The organism is Bartonella sp. AA9NXGY (assembly GCF_042196845.1).
Taxonomy (GTDB): Bacteria; Pseudomonadota; Alphaproteobacteria; order Rhizobiales; family Rhizobiaceae; genus Bartonella.
Genome location: NZ_JBHIRB010000022.1, coordinates 1 through 20,062, shown reverse-complemented (window position 1 = coordinate 20,062; position 20,062 = coordinate 1). Strand labels below are relative to the sequence as shown.

At 38.4% G+C, this 20,062-nt stretch carries 14 protein-coding genes, 1 tRNA gene and 2 pseudogenes; 3 read left to right on the top strand and 14 right to left on the bottom strand.

What is annotated here, in order from left to right:
* Window positions 1-103 precede the first annotated feature (103 nt).
* The 9 genes and pseudogenes from ACFIM6_RS08555 to ACFIM6_RS08515 all read right to left on the bottom strand — a co-directional run.
* Window positions 104-622 carry a phage major tail tube protein gene (locus ACFIM6_RS08555; RefSeq protein ID WP_375612479.1) on the bottom strand — a complete coding sequence of 173 codons (519 nt, stop codon included), beginning with the start codon at window positions 620-622 and terminating at the stop codon, window positions 104-106.
* A gap of 3 nt (window positions 623-625) precedes the next feature.
* Window positions 626-1,825: a phage tail sheath family protein gene (locus tag ACFIM6_RS08550; protein WP_375612482.1), complete on the bottom strand. Its 1,200-nt coding sequence runs from the start codon at window positions 1,823-1,825 to the stop codon at window positions 626-628.
* Window positions 1,826-1,911: 86 nt separating this feature from the next.
* Window positions 1,912-2,121 (bottom strand): 2-hydroxymuconate tautomerase family protein, encoded by a 210-nt coding sequence (locus tag ACFIM6_RS08545; RefSeq protein ID WP_375607418.1) that lies wholly within the window; start codon window positions 2,119-2,121, stop codon window positions 1,912-1,914.
* Between the two features lie 14 nt (window positions 2,122-2,135).
* On the bottom strand, window positions 2,136-3,407 hold the full coding sequence (locus ACFIM6_RS08540) for a hypothetical protein (RefSeq protein ID WP_375612478.1): 1,272 nt from the start codon (window positions 3,405-3,407) through the stop codon (window positions 2,136-2,138).
* 58 nt (window positions 3,408-3,465) lie between these two features.
* Entirely contained in the window at window positions 3,466-4,170 is a 705-nt protein-coding gene (locus tag ACFIM6_RS08535) for a hypothetical protein (protein WP_375612477.1), read from the bottom strand.
* Between the two features lie 271 nt (window positions 4,171-4,441).
* Window positions 4,442-5,269 carry an FAD/NAD(P)-binding protein gene (locus tag ACFIM6_RS08530; protein ID WP_375612476.1) on the bottom strand — a complete coding sequence of 276 codons (828 nt, stop codon included), beginning with the start codon at window positions 5,267-5,269 and terminating at the stop codon, window positions 4,442-4,444.
* Window positions 5,270-5,426: 157 nt separating this feature from the next.
* Window positions 5,427-5,819 carry a YbfB/YjiJ family MFS transporter gene (locus tag ACFIM6_RS08525; protein ID WP_375612481.1) on the bottom strand — a complete coding sequence of 131 codons (393 nt, stop codon included), beginning with the start codon at window positions 5,817-5,819 and terminating at the stop codon, window positions 5,427-5,429.
* A 46-nt stretch (window positions 5,820-5,865) separates the two neighbouring features.
* Entirely contained in the window at window positions 5,866-6,606 is a 741-nt protein-coding gene (locus ACFIM6_RS08520) for a YbfB/YjiJ family MFS transporter (protein WP_375612475.1), read from the bottom strand.
* Between the two features lie 259 nt (window positions 6,607-6,865).
* Window positions 6,866-7,113 (bottom strand): annotated as a pseudogene (locus ACFIM6_RS08515) (baseplate assembly protein); the annotation flags it as partial.
* 781 nt (window positions 7,114-7,894) lie between these two features.
* Here ACFIM6_RS08515 and ACFIM6_RS08510 point away from each other — a divergent pair.
* A complete protein-coding gene (locus ACFIM6_RS08510; protein WP_375612474.1) occupies window positions 7,895-8,368 on the top strand; it encodes a hypothetical protein in 474 nt (157 codons plus the stop codon).
* Window positions 8,365-9,580: pseudogene (locus ACFIM6_RS08505) on the top strand (MFS transporter). The gene ACFIM6_RS08510 and the pseudogene ACFIM6_RS08505 overlap by 4 nt, the downstream one beginning before the upstream one ends.
* 601 nt (window positions 9,581-10,181) lie before the next feature.
* Here the strand turns inward: ACFIM6_RS08505 and ACFIM6_RS08500 are convergent.
* Window positions 10,182-10,272 (bottom strand) — tRNA-Ser (locus ACFIM6_RS08500).
* Window positions 10,273-10,588: 316 nt separating this feature from the next.
* On the opposite strand from ACFIM6_RS08500, the gene ACFIM6_RS08495 reads away from it, so the two are divergent.
* Window positions 10,589-11,785 carry a porin gene (locus tag ACFIM6_RS08495; protein ID WP_375612473.1) on the top strand — a complete coding sequence of 399 codons (1,197 nt, stop codon included), beginning with the start codon at window positions 10,589-10,591 and terminating at the stop codon, window positions 11,783-11,785.
* Window positions 11,786-13,022: 1,237 nt separating this feature from the next.
* Here the strand turns inward: ACFIM6_RS08495 and ACFIM6_RS08490 are convergent.
* The 4 genes from ACFIM6_RS08490 to ACFIM6_RS08475 form a co-directional block, all read right to left on the bottom strand.
* The gene (locus tag ACFIM6_RS08490; protein ID WP_375612480.1) at window positions 13,023-13,787 is read right to left on the bottom strand and encodes an N-acetylmuramoyl-L-alanine amidase; all 765 of its coding nucleotides are present in this window, start codon (window positions 13,785-13,787) and stop codon (window positions 13,023-13,025) included.
* Window positions 13,788-14,633: 846 nt separating this feature from the next.
* Entirely contained in the window at window positions 14,634-16,808 is a 2,175-nt protein-coding gene (locus ACFIM6_RS08485; protein ID WP_375612472.1) for an isocitrate/isopropylmalate family dehydrogenase, read from the bottom strand.
* A complete protein-coding gene (locus ACFIM6_RS08480) occupies window positions 16,805-17,536 on the bottom strand; it encodes an alpha/beta fold hydrolase (RefSeq protein WP_375612471.1) in 732 nt (243 codons plus the stop codon). Before ACFIM6_RS08480 ends, ACFIM6_RS08485 begins: the two co-directional genes overlap by 4 nt.
* Window positions 17,537-17,796: 260 nt before the next feature.
* Entirely contained in the window at window positions 17,797-18,993 is a 1,197-nt protein-coding gene (locus ACFIM6_RS08475) for a multidrug effflux MFS transporter (RefSeq protein WP_375612470.1), read from the bottom strand.
* Window positions 18,994-20,062: the final 1,069 nt, after the last annotated feature.

Genomic DNA, 20,062 nt, shown 5'->3' with positions numbered 1-20,062 from the left:
TTATCTTGATAAGGAAGCGGAACCTGCAATTCCACGTCAATGCTGGTTTGTAAACTTGTCATGATCAATTCCTATAAATGAGAACCCTATCAATAATGAGAGCTTATAAGTTGAGAATAGAGCGGCGGCGAGAACCGATCTCTTGCCCATTGCGGACAAGCCAGCCGCCCCGTTTAAAGGAAAAGCGGTGCAAAACAGAACCATCCCAAAATTCCGTATAATCCCAAACATTTTTGATCTCGCAATCATAGCCTGTGGCTTTCCCAGCTGTTAAGCCTTCGCTATCGACTTTGACCAACCGCCCTGTCACATCAATGGAATGTTCATGCTCACGCCCATCTTCTTCAGAAATCACATGTTTTTTGCCAGTGAATTTATGACGAAGACCAGGGGGACCACCAAAAATACCGATGACCTCAGGGGTATGGCTGCGGATTTTCATTTGCAAGCCAAGTGCTTTGACACCAAGACCGCTCACATCAATTTGCATATCAGAGCCGCCCGGTTGATAGGTTTCTGTAATTTCTTCCAACGTGGGCAGTTTCAATGTTTCAAGATCAAGGTGAAGATTCACATCATCATCAACAATCAAGGTAAAACCGCGTACAATGCGTAAAGTCATGCTCTAACTCCTTGCTGCTTTGCGATAAGTTTCAAGCGTATCGCCAAATTGATAAGTCATTTTCTTTTGGATATCTTCAGCCAAACGGTCAAAATAAGCGCTATTGCGCCGGCTGCCAAAGCTTAAATCTTCTAGAGGTGGCACTTCTTCTGCATCAAATTCCACCCGCAATTTCCCCAGTTGTAAAGTGCTGTTTGAATTTAAATCACGATCAAACCAAACCCGCCCACCAAGCAGTGCACCGCGTGCAATCATATCATCAAGAAAGCTGGTCAAAGAGCGGGTAATGGCAATGACATGTTGACCAGTCAGATTCTCATCATTGGCCCAAGGGCGCAAATTGTTAATGATGGTTTTTTCCAAAGCTGCACGGGTGCGCACCACATTGACAAAGCGCCAAAGTGGATCACTGGAGGTGGTATGATTTCCCCATAAAATGCGCCCATTGGCAGCCATTTGCCCATGCGCATTTTGGCTAAGCCGTGCTGGAATAAAGGTCGCAATATCGGCTTGGTTAAGGCGATTAGCCTCATGATCGATTTCGCCATCAAAATAGCTAATCGGGCGTGCTGTCCCTAAAATGCCATGCACATCTTGGTTGGAAGGAGACCAAAAAACACCGCCCTTTTGCTTGTCACGTTTGATAAACATGGCTGCTGCAAAAGGACTTGCGGGTTTAACACTAACACCCCCCTCACGATTTGCCACCCGTACAAAGGGGTCAATCAAATAACAAAAGCGTGAGGAAAAATCTGCACGATAGGCAAGGCTTTCTTCCGCATTTTTACCCCCCGTATCAAACACGGCAATGGCTTGCAACTTTTCTGCAACCTGTTCCAAAGCGTCTGCCACAGGGTTTTTGCCATTGTCAATCCGCCCTGCACTATAAGCCGGTACCAGTAAAATCCCAGGTTCCACACCTAAATGCCCACGCGCATGAGCCAAGGCGTGCACACCGGTCAGGTGAGCGTTTGATCCCACCATCTCAGTTTGTGTCTCAGCAATGGTTGATTTTTCTTCCACCCGCACAAGAATAATTTGTGCCTCAATCCCCTGTGCGCACACAGCATTAATAACATCAAGAGCTGTGCCTCTTGTTCCAAGCTTTTGGATTTTCTCACCCTCATGGCTAAAAATAAGGACAGGCTCGTCGAGGGGAAAAACTTGGTTATCAGCATCAGGGGCTGTAACAACCGCCCCAATGGCGGTCTGATCAAATGTTGCTAAAGGACGCGATTTTTTACATTGATTAACCCTATTGACCTTAAATTATTGTCAAATACACAGAGTTATTCTTTATTTTGAGCTTTTCTTAATTCTGTAATGGGGACACCACCAATACCCCAATTGTCTGTCTCCACTTCATCAATCACGACAACAGTCGTTTTCGGATTTTTATTCAGAATATTAACTAATAATTGAGTTGCCCCTTCTATTAGTTGCCGTTTCTGTTCAGAGGTAACCCCTTCATTAGTAATTTTAATATTTATGTAAGGCATAAGATCTCCATAATTTACAAATATTGAATAAAAAAGCTCAAATAAATGAACGCAAAAAGATTAAATATTAATACATAATAATTATGCATTTTAAAGCTCGTATCCACCGGTGAAATATGTAGGCTACTGGAAGCAAAAATAGCATTTATTGATACAGGAGAAAGGAGTTGAGCTGCAATAAAGAAGCAAATCCAAACCAAATAATCCGTAACCCCATAAGCCATCGATGACCCTAGTAAGGGAAATGCCAAACTAAATAGCACCATAGGGTGAATTCCTACTACACTGAAAATTGGCAATACAAAGAGAATACAGGCATAACGCTGCCAAACAGAGAGTGATGCCAATGAGTGACTAAACGTCACCGGCAACAAAGGAATAAGCAAATCACAAGTAGATATTAGCAGACTACAACCTAGCAACAACATAATTTCACTGGATATACTGCGTATCACTGCCACCAAAGGAGTCAAAAAATCAACACTGAGTGAACTCACACGCTCAATGAGGTATAGAATGCTCGCCGTCAATGCAATGCTTTCTAGTGCATTCAACTTGATAACTGTCAATGCAACGATAAATGTTAGCCAGAAAAATATCAAAAAAATCCAAATTCTTACTCTCTCTCCTTCTTTATTCGCTCTCCTCTCATCGCAAATAATCGGGTTAGCTAGCGGTACAACAGGAGAAAGGCACAACAACAACAGACTGAATAGAAAAAGTGGTATCCCCAAAGCAGCGGATGTGAATATTGGTGTTCTAGGCATAGCAGAGAAAACTGTTGCTGCACCGATGCTGGTCGGCATCAGTACCATTGTGATGCTCATCATTCGCATCACAATAGCGGCCAAATGGCGAGAGGGAAAAACACTTTGCTTCAAGGCATCAATCATTAGGGGGATAACCCCCAAACTCATCGGCCAAGCTAGAAACGCAGTCAGTATCGCGATGGACAGGGTAAGCGAACCCTTTCCATAGCGCATCAACCGTTCAGAGAGAAATTCTGAAATACGCCATGTATTCATCACATGGCGCAACAATCCCATGGCGAGTAATAGCCAAAAGACATCAGTAAAACGCACAAGCACAGTATGAACATCAGGCAAGTGCCAACGCCATATCAGCACTAAAGCACAAGCCAACAGGATGAACACACCACTGCGTGCATTCCCCTTCAAACACCAGTATGGTATCGTCAAAAGCAAATAACCGAAAACAGTCACTCCAGCCAATGGAATAAGAAACCAAGTTCTTATTGAGATAGACATAAGAAAAATGAATAGCATCAGCATCGCCATTATAACGGATACGGAGGACATGCGTATCAGGAAGCTTTTTACATCATCAATGTACATTAATTGTTGAATCTTTGACTGAGTAGCGATTAAGAAGCTGCTCGTACATGTCAGTGACACAGCGCCCTGCATCCCGCAATGCACGCGAATTAACTAAAGGCCTAGGCAAAATATATGTATAAAAATTGGGCCCCTCTACTGGATTACCGACCACCCATAATGTATTTTGTATTTGCCCTTTAGTGTCTATAGGATGCTGCCGACGGTCAATATCAATACCACCAGGATGATATCCTTGGTTGATAAATGGTCGAATGATGCCCTGAGCAGCCAAATTCTGGATAAAAGGGGACTCATCACGCAACGGAGAAAAACGATCAATCTTGGCCTTGATCAGCACATCTCCATCAACTGAACTGTTTTCATCTTGGAAAACAGACTGAATTTCGAAACGGCTGGTACTAGCATTGAGAACAAGTTTAGGTGAAGGTCCACCAGCCAAAGTCACGATACCAGCCTCCATCAGAGCCTTCAACTCTTGGTTTCGCTGCATTGGTGGACCGACAGAAATACGGTTGAAGTTTGGATTAAAATATTCAATAAAGTACTTGTGAGATGAAGACGTTAACCCGCAAAAATCAATTGCTGAACGTAAGATATCACGGACATCTCGTAGCACATCTGTAGCAGCTTTCACTGGGCCATCAACATTACCTTCAGCGGAAGAATGAAGATCGTCCTTCAAATGCTCCATGAAGAATCTTGTATAATCATTCAGAGAGGCGAATATTTTATTTCGATGAGGACAGCAACGCTTGAATACACTGCTCGTCTTTGGAAGTAACAACATAGGTTTCAGGGTCTAGCCAGTGCCCCAGCTGCGTACTTCGATAGACATAACACATTTCTTTAAGCAACAGAGGTAAAAGCTGCGTTTCGAAATCCAGCTTCGGAGAACCGTTAGCAATGCTGGATTGCTTACGTAGATGATGTATTGCATCGAGAATAAGGAATGATGGTATGTATTACCCACTACCACCCTTTTGATTAATCCCGCGACTACTAAAAGGCAATGTTTGACGGGAGAATAGAGCTGTCGCAGGTTCTTTGCCGCTTGGCATGTAGCGCAATTGTCCAGCATTTTCAGTAAAAGTCCCACCGCGACCGTAAGTCAATTGCGACAAGACATCATAGCTAGTTAATCCAATTCCCTGCACCAGCACACGAGACTGAGATTGTATAGAGTCCAACTTTTCAATTGGATAAGGATTCGAATAATAGTTCAGAAGAGCGTTTTTCATTTGGTGACCAGCCACAAACTGTTGCAGGCTTTCATCATGCGATGAATATATATTCTTACCATAACCCGTGGTCATATAAACAAAATCTACACTATAATGACAGCCATCTTCCAAAAGAACATCCGTTTTATTATCTTGGTGGATATGGAGATTGATAACCTTTTGTCGGATCTCCTTAATACGAATACCGGAAGGTAAATCTTGCGTGAGCTCTTGGTAAGCCCAAGACAGGTATTCCCCTAACAAACGACGTGATAAATAATCATTTTCTTTGATTTCTCTCCCAACATTATGCTCTGTACGAGAAAAAACACCGTTAATATTACGATAACCTTGTTGAATAGCCCATTGATAGAAATTCGGCCCTTTACGAATAGGCCCGACACCCTTAACTGTATCATCACCAAATAAAGTAATCTGGCAAGCGACAGTGTTAACCAATAAATGATCCGGTTGATGCACACTATGGGTACCGGTCCCCATCTCATTGGAATCAATCAATAAAATATCAATGTTCCCAGAAAATGGATAATGGGAATAAAGCGTGAGCAAGCGTTCGAGAATACTGACCCACGAGGACCAACGCCCAAAATAGCGACTGTAGAGTGAAGCATTCTGTAATCTCTCCTATTAAAATAATTTGACTTTCACAAAATATTTCAAAAAGAATGGAATAAATTCTCTCGACTTTTTAGTGAAGATTGCGGATTTATGAAACGCCAACAACCTTTTTACAAAGACAATATTGACAGATTCCAGCAGCGGCAAAAAGCGCTACAGCACCACAGATAACGGAAAGCGCAATGGCATATGAACCAGACTGTAAAAAACTCGTCAAGAGAGGTCCTAATATTTGGCCAAAACCGTAAGTTAAGGTAGCCAAGCCTAGCAGATTTATACCATACGGCGCATATAAACGCTTAGCTAACGGCATAACTAGAGAGGTCGTCCCCATAAAAGTAAATCCAAACCCTATACAACTGAGAACGATCAGTACAAGAGACTGACTGAATAATGTCAGTAATACGCATCCTCCTTGGATAAGCAAATTGAGCATCAGACAACGTAATACCCCCCACCGATGGGCTCCCCATAACCAAATGAAACAACTAGGAACAATGGCAATTCCGACAAACGACCATAAGTGGTTAGCAAGTCAGTGGGAAATTAAATGTTTTCGCCATCAGAGGAAGATATGTCGCGACAATAATATAACCAAACCCAGCGAGCCCATAAATCAGAGCGAGTTCCCACCAAACGATATTTTCGTGTGCCAATGACTCGTTAATAGCAAATTGAGATGCATCAACACGACGTGGAAATAAAATAAATAACACGAGCAACAATATAACAGATATTAAACCAGCTCCAAACCAAATACTTTGCGCGTTCAGTGATTTACTCAAACCAATAATAACATACTCATTACCCAGTAGAATACCAACTCCCACACCCGCATAGAGCGAAGCAATAACCCACACCTTGTGACTATGCTGCATAACCGTCATAGAACCAAAAATCATCATTGCCGCACTCGCGATACCGGCAGCAAAGCGGATAAAGAAGACCAAGTAAAAGTTTGGTGTCAACGCCATGGCAAAAATAAGTGCACTCGTCACTATAGCTGCACCAAATAGCATGTAGGGAGCACGGGATATATTCCCAACTCTGCAAAACGAAAAAAACATACTCCCAATTAAATAACCGCCATAATTAGCGCTAGCTATATAAGAAAGTTGCTTAAAGGTAAACAATCCTTCATCCAACATAACTGGAAATACCGGCGTATAGAAAAATCGCCCGATCCCCATCCCCAAAATCATAATAATCATACCGAATACAGCGACTTTGAAATAACTCAAATCTTGACGATTATTTTTCCCCCCCATTACTCTAATCCCTTAACTAATAATTCGCTCATCCGCATTCTATCTCATCGAGAGTAACACTTATCTCAGAGAATAAAAGCCAATCTAGCCATTTGTTTGAACAACCAGAGGAACATATTGAGCGATTATTGTCAACATTACTGGATCAGTTATATGCATTTCTTCGTTTTACACTCTGCTCCATGTATGATCTTCTCCCTACAAAGCTTCTTTTTCAGAAAATAATGGCTGAAATTAAGCAGCAATAACAACGAGGAAATCAATAAGCACGCCCCCGTTCAAACAAGACAATATCCCCTAAAGCTCTGCTTCATCAGGTATGACTAAAATACCCTCACAAGGTTGCGTTATGTTCACATGGTGAACACCCTCAACCATCAAGCGGCTTAGTATCCAACTTAAAGAGAGATCAAGGACAAGCTTTTGCGCACGCGCCCATTCTGCTCTTAAATTCTGCTCTGCTCTTTCCAAAACAAAGGAACCTTCATCCGGTAACAACCAAAAATCAATAGTATTGAAGGGTATAAAGGCTACTTTTAATATAGCTTTGTTTTTTATCAGCAGCAGTAAAAAGTTTGTTTTTTTATAAAAATTGAAATTTATTCATTTTTTATCGTATATTTTATGTTATCTTCTTTAAATTAATTAAAAGATCATAGAATATTAAACTGATAGGATGCATTTTTCTCAAGCGGCATTTTTAGAGAAATGTTGATTTAATCAGTGAAGACAAGCAATGAGCAAAGTTATAATTTGAAAAGACAGTATATAATGTTTTATGATCAATGATCTAAATTAGAGACATGAATTGGGGGAGTTTGATCTTTCTTACAGCACAGTAGCTCAAAAAAACAGTAGATGAAGTTTAAAATTCACCATTACCCATCATAAGATGAAAGCTTTTATCCCACGTTTGATTTTTTTAAACTATTTTCTTGTCCTATCTGTAATATCTAAAGAATATCTTCAAGCAATCATAAGCACTCTTTTAGGGTATCATTTCCATAATCAACGTAATGGTTATCGAGCTTCCATTCAAGATACTGTTTTGCAAAAGGAAATCGTCATTTCAGGATACGGAGGGATTTATGTATTTAGTCACAATGTATCATGCACCCTTCCTCTTATATCAGAAATTTAATTCTTAATCGTAATGACGTGATTAAAAAGCACCTTGCGAGACAATCTTTTTAATAAATAAAGTAAAGATGAATTCTGAAAAAAACTTTTTTAGACGTAAAGTGATACGGAGAAACAGTCAGAAAGAAAGGGGGGATTACAAATGTTGATGACTATAAAAAAAGATATCAAAAAATTACCAAAAACCGATTTATGGATCATTTGTGCTATTTCAGCTGATCAGCAAAGAGAATGGATCAGTAAATGGTGTATAAAAAATAAACACACTTCTATAAGTCCTAATTATGTCAATGATCTTGCCGTCCTAGGGTCATTTTACAGATCTAGACAAAATGATTACTACGGAAGCAACAGCCCCACAAGCAACTCCCCTCCAAAGATGACAATCTCATTTATGAGGCTTATGTTGCTTCTCATAATCACTTTACAATTGCATCATTTGCTCTCATTAATACGCTTTGAAGTCCCATATGGACTAAGGGACCTTTTAAATTTTGGGATGGTTATGGAAGCCTTCTTTCCACTAATCCCTGAATGGGGATATGAAACCGCTACCTTTTCACAGAAAAATATTCTTTTCAATGAGAATTCTTATTGTACAATCTATGGAACAACACAATGAACAGACCACGCACCCTTGCTCTCACCTATGGATCCTATAATGCTGTACGCATGCTGATCGGCGTTTACCATGCTATTTTTTTAATGTCCATGGGAGTGAGTCTGGCGCAATTAGCTCTGCTTCAGGTTGTCTTTTCCACCACCATTCTGCTGCTTGATTTTCCCTGCGCTGTTTTATCTGACAGATATCGGCGTAAATATTCCGTTATGGCTGGGGTCTTTATGACAGGAGTATTTTATCTTCTATGCCTTCAAGCTCCCAATATGACAGCACTTATTATTGCGCAAATTCTCTATGCAGCAGGCATTTGCATCATTGTCAGCGCCATTGACGGATTACCATTCTCTAGGCGATAAACAGGATCACTTTTCGCATTATGCTCATCTCTACCACCAGGTTAACTCTTTTGGAAGTATTCTCAGTGGGATTGTAGGAATTGGAACGATCTATTACTCTGGACGATATTTTATGGGATATATCATCTCATGCCTCATGGTGGGATTTATTTTTTTGATCTTCCTTATTGTTCCTGAAGAAAAGAAAACGACAACTGAAACGTCCAAAACAAAAACAATCTTGCACAATGCCAAGGAAACGCTCTGGATATTTCAAAATACAGTAGGAGGAGCATGGTTTATTTTCCTCATGTGCCTTTTTAGCGCTGGTATTCAGATTATTTATCATTTCTGGCAACCGATAATACTTTCAGGGGGAAAAATTCATCACCTCAACGGTTCGCAAATGCTCGTCTTGATGTGCTGCCATATTGGAGCCTTTTCAGCACAATATTTTTCAAATTTACTGATGTCTAAGTATCATGTTCTTGATAAAAAATATAAAAATTCTATAAAATATTTTTCCTTCTTTTCTGCACTGATGTGCATAGCGCTCTATTTTTCAGTTCATAGCCATCAAACGGCTGCATCAGTCATCGCCTTCTCTTTAATCCATGGATTTATTTGCACTGTACCGATCGGTGCAAAAAGCTTATTTTTCTCAGAACTTAACCAAAAACAAACGCAGCATATTTCCGGTGTTGTTGGTGCTGTCTCTTTTAGCGGAAGAATATTTTCAATTACAGTATTGAGTATTATTTCTTTTCTTCCTGCAAAAGTTTCTCCATCTTACTACCTAATATTACCGACCATTACTTTTTTCATGTGTGGTTTGGTTGTCATGAGATGGATGAAACACTTTCAAAAGTCTCTATGAGAGGAAAACCATAACATTTCACCCACAATGTTTTCTTCTACAAGAAATCTATAACTTTTTTGAGAGCATTGCCACATCCAACTTTCAATATACAATGCCAATATAAAGCAACACGTTGATTTATAATGATAATATACCAAACGCGAATATTGTAAGATTCTTTCTTTTCAAATCTGCTTTATGGTTGAAACAATCAAAATCATTTGCTTGCACATCATAAGCAAAGAAAGCCGTATAAATAAAAACGATTTAGAAAGGAAAAATGCCTTTTATGAACTCTCATAGTCAAAATCTATAACAACAGGAAGGCAGATATATAAGCAGATATATAATATGCCTCTTTGCATCTTCATAAGTATACAAATGATGTGGCTTTATAAGGCTTTATATGTCTCACAGAAACTTTTGTGTTTTATACCATTTACGAGGCAGCGTCGCAAAATGGGCTTACACACATTGCAAAGATATCTCTTTAAAACAAGCGCATAAATCGGCAACACAAGTATATTTGTGTTTAGAACATGCTTTTTATATGAGAGGCATAATCCCAACGGGATAAACAGAATTCCGATACACAGTCAACTGCTTTTATAACAATAGATGGCGGAGAGGAAGAGATTCGAACTCTCGAGAGCCTTTTGAGCCCTACTCCCTTAGCAGGGGAGCGCCTTCGACCACTCGGCCACCTCTCCAACAGAGAGGCATAAATGGTATCAACAGAAAGTTCAAGACATTTTCGATTTTTTTTCCCAAATATCTGAATTTTTTTTCCTTTATTGATCCCATAAGGAGCAAAAGTTAATAAAACAAAAATTGTGTCTTTTTTACCACAGCATCTCGAATAGTACATGTATATATTACAAAAAGGTAATTTCATATTTGAAACTCTAAAAAGATTAGTTATAGCTAAGATAACAAGTGCTGCGTATTTACTTATGTCTTTGTCCTTAATGCGTTAGGCAAATGGTACTCTTTAGAAGAAAATTAACCGGACCTCGGAGATCCCATATGAATATTAAATCCCTCTTTTTAAGCTCTACAGCAGCTTTTTTAGCAATTTCTGGAGCACATGCTGCTTCAACAGTTATCGCCGAACCCGAACCTGTAGAATATATTCGCGTTTGTGATGCCTATGGAAAAGGATATTTTTATATCCCTGGAACAGAAACCTGCATGCGTTTATCAGGAAATGTTCGTACTGATTTTATAGGCGGTGATAATATCGATGCAACAACCGAAACTGAACTAAGAAACAAAAGAAAAACCTATGGCGCAGCATCACGGCTCACCCTTGTTTTTCAAGCAGCTTCTGAAACAGAAATGGGAACACTTCGTTCATATGCAAGAATTTATTCAAACTGGGGTGATGGTAGAGACAACGCTGCTGCAAAGCTTGCCGCGGCTTACATTGAACTGGGTGGTTTTCGCGTAGGTCTTGATGACACAATTTTCAACAGCTGGACTGGTGATTATGGAAATGTTCTCAATGATGACAGCATAGCGCCTGCCGGCACAACACGCACCAATTTTATTTCCTACACCTTTAGTGGTGACTCCGGCTTTTCTGCTATTATCGGCGCTGAATTAGGCAATAATGCAGATTCTCTTCCAGGAATAACAGGATACTACATTGATAAAGATGATAAGCTTGTTTCTATCACTGAGGGCACTCTTCCAAGTAAAGCAATTAAAAATTACACCCCGAATGTGGTTTTGGGTATAAAGTTCATGCAAAAATGGGGTGGTTTTTCAGCAGTTGCAGCATATGATGCTTACTACAAAAAGTGGGCTGGAAAAGTACGTGCAGATTTCAATGTCAACGATCGTTTCAATCTATGGGTAATGGCTGGCTATAAAAATGGACTTGATTACTACACAGTAAATGCAAATGATGAGTTATCACGAAAAAGCACAACAATTTATGCAAACTGGGGTGGTAAATGGGCTGCTTGGGCGGGTGCCACTTACAAGCTTACTCCAAAAGCAAATTTGAATGCTCAAGTTTCTTATAGTGCTGTAAAAACCTTTGCAACTTCTGTAAATATTACATACACGCTGGTTCCAGGATTTGTGATTACACCTGAATTAACCTATGTTTCTTGGAACGATGATCGCGTTGTGACGGATAAAAATAATGATGAAAAACATTTATTCAACAAGAAAAGTGCTTTTCAAGGTATGATCCGTTTACAGCGTTCATTCTAATCCTATTTAGGCTACAGCTTTTAAAAACTGGCAACATGGTTTGCCAGTTTTTATTTTTGAAATCAAATATCATGAATATCTTTTCCTGATACGTATTGTCTTGTCTCTCGAAAAAAAACCGACTTAGTTTCATAAAACTACTCTTAGAAGATTAACCTGATATGTTTGATAAGAGCACCTCACACGGGCTTTTACACATCACTTCAAACACAATCTCTTCCTTGCCCTTTAAAGCATGAATAACCCCTTTGCTTTATGAGCAAATTGGTCTTTCTTGGTAATTTACTTCTAACCTTTGTTAATTTAGGTCATGATCTTCTCAAATAAATTCTACACTGAACAGATAAAATATTGAAAAAACAAGATATCATTGTGTTTTTGATATGCCTGAATGTGTCTTCTATCAACACTCTAAAACACAACGTTTTATAACACTGCTTCATTAAAAAACTTAATCATTAAGAAACATGCTGTCAAAACGATGCAAACATCCCCTAAAGCAATAAAAGAGAAAAGAGATATATCTTCAAAAAAATGAATTGACCTCTTCCCCTTCTAAAGAATAGCCCCCCTATCAATAGCAATCTGTAAATGCCCCTATTTTTCTTGAATCTGCATCACTTTGATTTATAATTTTGCATGTTTCAATCAACCAAAACCTTTCACTTGTACACGACAAGCGGAGAGAGCCGTGTGAATAAAAACGAGTAAAGAAAACCCTTTTATGTATCGTTTTAAGTTCCAAGGGTTGTCGTAACATTGAGATCTGACAAAGTGTACGATAATGCTAGGCACTTTTATTAAGCATAAAAATGAGGATACACTTCATAGAGGATTTTAGATTATATTCTCTATGAACGTCGCTATAAAATATGTGTTGTGATACACACTAAAAGACATTTCTTTAAAACAAGCATGGAAATATACAATACAAATCCATTTTATTTGAAGCGTTTTACCCTGCGTAAGGAACATGTCATCATATACACAACATCTTGGCTTTATGCGTTTTTAAAGGAAGAAAAATATAAGACAAAGAAACAATAAAATTTAATCTCTGCAAATCATAGAGCTTTCAGAGTTATGTTTCCATAAAACGCCTTATACCCTACAGGGGATTTTTTACACGATTAATGCCCTTTTTACATAAAGCCAATTGGCAAAAAGCAGCCTTTCCTGATAATAAAAAGGCTTACACGTAATCATAAGCCATATTTTCAATTAAAACGCATTGAATTCACGGAAAATACTTATCAACCAATGCATAAAGAATTGCTGCTGTTTCAACATCTAGAATCCCATCATAATTTTCTTGACGAAAATGAAGTTGAAATGCTCGGATCAAATCTTTGTATCCTGTTTGGGTACACGCAGCAGAAATGTCATATCCATAACATTTTAGCTTCGCCAAAACATCTTCTTTGGGTGGCAAATTCTTAGAGAATTGCTCTTGATAATGACTTTTTAGTTCATCATCATACCATGCTCCTATACCTGCGCTATAAAGTTCTCTCCATGGAAAAGCTGCTCCTGGATCACTTTTTCTTCCAATGGCAATATCACTATGTCCCACCACATCAGTTGGCATAATATCGGGATACCGTTGAAAAATATTCAAAGCAAGTTCCTTAACAGCATCAATTTGTATTGGATTATAAGGAGGAAACATACCCGTCCCATCATGATAAGTCGCTAAATTAACGATTTCAATCCCGATAGATGCATCATTGAGATGACTATGCCCAGCCCATGAACTCACACCCGCATGCCATGCACGCTCATTTTCATCAACCAGATTAAAAATACGCATATCCTTAAAGCCTGCCTCACGATATGTCTGCTCTGAAGGATCAGGAACAAGATAGTGTGCACTAACCTTTTCTCCTGTAAGCGCCATAATCGAGGCTTTAAAATCAATAGCCGTATAATGCATAACGAGAAAATGAACGCGACGACTAAAACTCTTGACAGAACGATAACTGTTGTAATCAATCTGATACATAAAAGCCCTTTCTTTTTTGCTTAAAAAACCACTGCGCATCACAACAGATAGAATACGAACTGTTAAAAAATGCAATAAACTTCCCATCTAGATACTAAGAATTACGACTAAAATTTGTTCATCAAAAATATTGACATTCTTATCAACAATTAAGACCACATTTTTATTTTTCTCCCACACACGCATAAAATGTTTTTAACCACATTAAATATTTTCCCCAAAAAAATTCCTACAAATTACCAATCAAAAAGAAAACAAAAGCGTAAAATGATCACTCCTTAAATCTTCACATCTTACAAAAAAAATAGTTCTTCCTGTTATCAAATTGAAAAATATCGCCCCTCGGAAGTGAACACCCAACGATCATGCAATCACACAAAAACTTAAAGGAAAAATTTTATGAGCTCTTTACAGCAATTTATTATCAGATAACAGAACGGCACATGTTCGCAATAAACTCTTCACGGACATATTGTTCAATAAAATTTGCAAAGCTTTCCTGTAAATGACACGACTTCTTGTCTTTTCACACCATCGCTTTTTGATTTTCAGAAGAATCTCAATTATCTACAACGCTTGCGGTACATGACGTCTCTGGATTCCTTGTCATAGGCTCCATGAAAGATAACATCTTGATTTATAATCATAATTAATCATTATAAATATTGGATATAGCGAGCCTAATATCGTAAAGTTTTTCTTAATCTTGAATCAATCAAAGTCATTTAATGACACATCAAAAGAAAAATTACCCTATAGACAAAAACCACTGAAGAAAAGGATCAAAGTACTTCTTATAATAGAACGTTCAATAATTTAGGCAATATTTTACATCCCCATAGAGGTTCATTTTTTCTTCTCCATTTTCAAATATCTTTTTAAGACAGCCCAGGCTGCATATTCTTGTAAGACGACACCTAAAAGTGGTCGCGTATAGGGAAAAGTAATATAATCCTCACCATAACCTTTCATCCGTATAGTTATGGTAGCATGTCCAAGGCTTTCTGCTTGATTTTCTAATGTCTCCAAAGAAGGCTCTAGGCTCACTTCAACCTCAAGCAGTGGAATATCTTGTTTACCTTTTTCTATGGGCTGAAAATATTTTAAAAGCAGCGGATCATTGGCAGACCAATGAACCTCTGCATGCATCGCTAATTGTTTACAAGCAGTAGTAACTTCTGCCCCAACTAAATAGGGGTGAAAATGATTTTCAAATGCTTCCACGAAATGTTGTTCCAAGAGCGCTTCTGATTGAGCAACCAGTTGCACCAAAACATAGGGGCTTTTCCATAAAAAATGCCGTTCAAAGGGTTCATTTTCAAGATGATCATCAACCCACTGCGCAATAGTACTTTCATCAATTCCAATCAAAGTCCATGCATACTCCGCACGCGATACAGAAAAATATTTCTTCTCGTTGTGTTCTAAATAATTCTCTAAAAGCGCAAGAGCCTGTGATGGTGGACCAGGCAAAACAACAAGTGTACTTCCATCGCAAGAGAGATAAAACCCTGGTGCTGTGCCTGTAGGATTATCAAGCACAGTTGCTGTCTCAGGAAACAATGCTTGACGTGCATTACTCTTATCCGCCGTAATCCCTAATCGTTGTAATTGACCTTTTATTGTTTGCCAAACATCTTCATGATGTACCAAAGGCTGCTTTACAGCTTGAGCAACTCCATCGCGTGTTTTATCATCTGATGTTGGTCCCAATCCCCCACTGATAATGATAAGATCTTCTTGTCCAAGACAAGAAACAACAGTCTCACTGATTTGCTGTAATTGATCAGCACAAACAAAATGACGTGTGACTTGAATATTTCTCTTGTTCAAGCTTTGGCTTAAATCTTGTAAGTTTGTATTCAAATATTGTCCTGAAAGGAGTTCATCACCAACGGTAATAATGGCAGCACGATGAACAAAGACAGAATTCATAAGAGAATTGCGAACAGCTTCAGCCATTTGACGGGTAGAGGCGACACCTCCAAGATCATAGGTAACGGTTTTTCCAGCACGAATAACCTGATCAACACTCTCAGACAGTTGTTTTGCTGCATCTTTAAAGCCTAAGTGCTCTAAGAGTAAAGCCGTGGTATAAAGCATCGCAGAAGGATTGGCTTTATTTTGTCCAGCAATACGTGGTGCGCTTCCATGAACAGGTTCAAAACAAGCAATCTCGCTCCCCACATTCACATGAGATGCAAGCCCCAATCCCCCCATTATACCAGAGCCAAGAGTAGAGAGAATATTGCCAAACATATTTTCAGCAACAATCACACCAAACTGCTCTGGCTTGGTTGCAATCCACAAAGCAACCGCATCAACATTCTGAATATCTGCTTCAATTTCCGGATAGTTTTGCGCAATCTTCTCAAAAATTTCCTGAGCAAACTGTCCACTTTCTCGCATAACATTGGGCTTATCAGCAAAAGTAACTCGCCTAAAGCTATATTTCCTTGCATAAGAAAAAGCGTATTCAAATAACCGCTCTAAACCAAAGCGTGTCTGCAAACGGACTGTCCACGCAGCTTCCTCAAGCCCATATTTTGTCAAATTTGGATGTTTTAGCCAAACGGCTGTTTCAGGAGAAATACCCCGAAAATCCAATCCAGCATAAAGGCCTTCACTATTTTCTCTGATAACACAAAAATGAAAAGGTTTTCTCGGACCAAAGATGTATCTTACAGGACGTATATTCGCAAACAAACCTAACTTTTGGCGAAGTTGAAGTGCGGGAGAAACATAGGCAAGGTTTTTCTCTTTTAAATGCGGAGCAAGTTCTTTTAAAGCCGCCTCTTTTCCTTTACGGGTCACAGCACCAAGTAAAATAGCATCACTCTGAGTAATTTTTTGCCAAGTCGCTTGAGGGATAGGATCTCCTTCCCGTTTCCAACATTCAACACCAATATCACCATAAGTTAATTCAATCGGCAATTGGAATTGCTCTAAAACCATCAGCGCAGCATCACAAACCTCTGGTCCTATCCCATCACCAGGTAATACAAGAACTTTCTTTTTCATAGTCCCTCCATCCACTCATCAATGACTGCATCCGTCATAGTAGGATTATCCTCCCACAAACGCGTACCAGCACCAGAGATAATCTTATATTCATGGTTCAGATTATGACTTTTCGTCTGATTATTTACCGTTGCAAGTTGCGACTTTTCTCCCACTAAAGCTAAAAACTTCCCCTTATACTTAACTAACTCATCTCTAGCATCCATCATCAATAAGAGTTTAAAGCCTCTTGTCATGCGTTCAATTGCCACGCTTTTTTGTTCATCAGGAATCTCCAATAAGGCTCTTTTTTTCATAACGCCAGAAGGATGCATAAAACCATTGAGTATTTCCAAAGCCCCCGATAAATCATTATTTTCTAAGGAGGCAAGAATATCTCCAAGGCGCCGTTGCAAAACCTTATCTGGATAGCCAGGCGCATTCACAGCAAGCACAGCTTGAACATTGGGAAGCTGGGCTGCCAATATTTGTACCAATGTTCCAGCCATAGAAAATCCCACAAGCACTGCGGGCTCTTTAAAATAGCTTTTAAGTTTTTCTGCCATAAAAGATAAAGTGTCTACAGCAGAATAATTGAGAACATGAGAACTCTTAGGAAAAAGAGAAAGCGTATCCAGCAGAGTGACAGGGAATCCTTTTGTTGAACATAGCTTTGTCAATGGAGAACAAAAAACACCACCATCCCAAATTGGCATTACAGGAGAAAGAATAATAATAGGAAGGCTCATTGATCAATTCCTCCCCTTATTTTAAACATGCATTAGAGCCAGAAATTTTCCCACCCAATATAATGAAAATATGTTGAAACTCTAGGCTCATATTCTCCCCCCATAATAATCGATTTGTTAAACTCAAACTAAGCTTGTAACAAATTTTAAACCCACTCAATCCAGCAACTTAATAAAAAAAATTCATCTAATGTACAGGTGCCCCATTTGTGTAAAACATCAAAAGCATTTCCGCATAATGCTTTCTTTTTATCATTTACTCAGCTTATTTCTGAAGTCATAAAATGACGCGCTTTTTGAATATAAATGATAAAACCAATGAGGCAACACACAGCTAATAAAGCTGCCATAGCCCGTGGGCTATGACCAGAGATTTTTCCGATAACCGCTGCACTGAGTGCCGCACTTCCTAATTGCAAAGATCCCATAACACCAGAAGCCGCTCCCGCAGCTTTCGGATGCGATGAAATAGCCAACGCTGTTCCTAACGGCAATAAAAAACCATTTCCAAAAGTAAGAACAGCAATAGCCATAAAACTTGTCACAAGGGGCCATGGGCTTAGATACATTTGCAAAGCAAACAGCACACCACCTATCACAAAAATAATGTACCCTCTCCCCACAGTTTTTTCCATAGACTCGCGTTCAAAAAACCATCGCGCCAAAAGATTTCCCAAAATATAGGGAAACGAGACACCAATATAGCTATAACTAATGTGTATCGGCGATAACCCCAAAGTCGTGAGTAAAAAAGGCGACTCCACAATATAAGCAAAATAGGCAGCGTAAGAAAAACACGGAATAAGTGCATAAAAAATAAATTGTTTATTTCTGAAAACACCTAAATATGCCTTCATCAATCCTACCGGAGAAAAATGCTGCCGTTTTTGAGGGGGTAGAGTTTCGCTTAGCACAAAACAACATAGCAAAATGGTCAAAAATATAAAAAAGCTTAAAAAGATAAAAGTTGCCTGCCAATGAAAAGCCTGTATCAAAAGTCCACCAATGAAAGGTGCAAGCGCTGGTGACATTCCAATAAAAGGGAAAACAATCAAATAAAGTTTTCCAGCCGCTTTTTTATCCAACAAATCATTGATAATTGCACGACTTAAGACAAGTCCCGCACAAGCACCAAGACCTTGCAAAAAACGTAACACAAGAAAAGCGTGAATATGAACCGTATAAATCACACCAAGTGTCGTAAATAACCACAAGAATAAGCCTAATAGAAGTGTTTTTTTACGCCCAAAATTATCACTCAGCGGCCCATAAATGAGCTGTCCAAGTGCCAATGCCAACAAAAAAACCGCCACTGCACTTTGAATTTGAGATTGTGTCACTTGATAATATTGACGCATATCGCCCAGTGCCGGTAAAAAAATATCGGTAGAAATCAGCCCTCCCGTCGATAAACATACGATAAGTATAATGAATAGCAAGTTATATTTATGAGTCATAAAGAAAATCACACTTTTTAGGTAGTTATTAAATAGTATTTAATTAAATATAATTATATTTTATGCTTATATATGCAAATAATAATTATTAAAAGTGTTATTATTTTACTTTATAAAAATATTATTTTTCTTATAGAAAGCATTTTATTTTACAAACTTCACGAGCTAAAAAGTTATTCCCTAACTAAGCTCTCCTGTACAAATACTTTGCCGTAATCTTCCGCTGCTTTTTTCATTGATATTATAAGTAAAAGCATAATCTCTCTCTCCACGGCAACAGTCCCACTTTCTATACAATATCCATCAAAGTTGATCGACAAAACGCAAAGCAGAAAAATAATCTCTAACGTCTCTACCCCAAAATCACTATGGTATAAAGACGGCGCATAACACAACAATAGCTTGAAGCCCCTATCAACACAAATAATTGTGTAAAAAATCTTGATCTATCCCCTATACCATAAAATATAATGCTTTCTCTGCAAACCAACTCACAACCAAATATATCTTACTCATTTCATAAAACTCTTCATCTAAGATAAATATCAAAAAATTATCGTGTAACATATTAACAAATATGATGTCATAACAATTCAATAAGCTTTTTATTTAACTTAATCCATGATCTTTTATAACACTATGAATTGAACATTACTGATATTTATTTTTATCTTCAAATGCACCTTCTAATCTCATTTTATAAATATTCTTCCCATAAAAACAGTAACACTTTTATAAAAATAAGCAGATATACCCCCTACTTTATAAGCTAGAAACCAATAAACGATAGTATCCAGTTTTTTAAATTATTCTCTCTCATGAGAAATTCGATGATAATATGATAATAGTATACGGATAGCCCGCTTTTTTTCAGACATAAGTGAGGTCTTTTGGATTGTATAGCCACATTTTACTTCTCATAACAAACATTTGTTTAAAGTATTTTCCTATTCCTTTTTGGCGCATATCTATTCACTTTTGGAACATAATTAGCAAAAAGGCATTGTATCTCCAGCATATTCAAGGAGATAAAACATGGAAACTCGCATTCCTGAAAACACACCATTTG